Annotated in this window: 1 protein-coding gene; it reads right to left on the reverse strand. The window is 73.5% G+C overall.

The window, feature by feature from the left end; genetic code table 11:
* On the reverse strand, nt 1-1,271 hold a 1,271-nt coding region (locus tag ACVMLK_RS21050), incomplete at its 3' end, for a TolC family outer membrane protein (RefSeq protein ID WP_457487544.1).
* Between the last annotated feature and the right edge of the window lie 40 nt (nt 1,272-1,311).

The raw sequence follows: 1,311 nt of genomic DNA on the forward strand, positions 1-1,311 counted from the left end.
TTGGACCTGACGGTCTGGTAGTAGGTGTCCATGTCGTAGAGGGCGACGGGGAGGGCGAGGTCGCGCGCGGTGAGGCGTCCGAGGGAGGCGGCGACGGTGTAGCTGGCGGTGACCACGCTGGAGAGCGCCTGGACCAGGCTGACGCGGGCGTTGAGCAGTTCCTGCTCGGCGTTCAACACGTCGAGCGTGGTGCGGCTGCCGACCACCGCCTCGCGCTGCACGCCGTCGAGGGCGATCTCGGCGGCGCGGATCTGCGAGCGCACGCTCTCCACCTGGGCGCGCGCCGATTGCAGCTGCTCCCAGGCCTGCGTCGCCTGCTGCATCGCCTGCCGCCGCTGGTCGTCCACCACCTGGCGCAGCCGCACCGCGTCCTGCCGCGCCTGCCGCACCGCCGCGTGCTCGGCGCCGCCCTGGTACAGCGGCACCGACAGGTTGGCGGTGATCTGCTGCCCGGTCACCCGGCTGTGCGGCTGCTGGCTGTTGTCCTGCCGGAAGGCCTGCGCCTGCAGGCTCAGCTGCGGCAGCAGCGCCGCCATCTGCACATCCACCGCGTCGCGCGCCGCCGCCTCGTCGAACAGCGAGGCCACCACCGCGGGGTTGTTGCGCATCGCCAGCTCCGCCGCCTCGCCCCCGGCGCGCACCGGCACCGACAGCGGCTGCGGCGCCACCAGCCGCTCCGGCGCCAGCCCGACCACCCGCCGGAAGGTCGCCCGGCTGGTCTGCAGCGTGCCCTCGGCATTGGCCCGCGCCGAGCGCGCCCCGGCCAGCCGGCTCTCCGCCTGCGCCACGTCGGTGCGCGTGATCTCGCCCACCCGGAAGCGCTCGTTCGTCGCGTCCAGCTGGCGCTGCAGCACCTGCACGTTGTTCACGTTCAGCCGCAGCGTCTCCTGGTCGCGGATCACCGCCACATAGGCCGCCACCACATCGGCCAGCACCTGCTGCTCCGCCGCCAGCAGCCGCGCCCGCTGCGCCAGCACCTGGTTCTCCGCCCGCTTGGTCGCGGCCATCGTCCGGCCGCCCTGGTACAGCGGCTGCGTCAGCGTCGCCGTGGTGCCCAGCGTCTGGCGGTCCACATCCGCGTAGATCCCGCGTGAGCGCGCCTGCGCGTCGATGTAGCCGACATTCCCCGCCACCACCACGCTCGGACGCCACCCCGCCAGCGCCTGCGGCACGTTCTCGTCCACCACGCGCAACTGCGCCCGCGCCGTCTGCAGCGCCGGGTTGTTCGCATAGGCCTGCGCCAGCGCCTCCTGCAGGCTCTGGCCCAGCACAGGACCCGCCACTCCCATCAACGGCAACGATAGCAGGGCC

It is taken from the genome of Teichococcus aerofrigidensis (assembly GCF_054073225.1).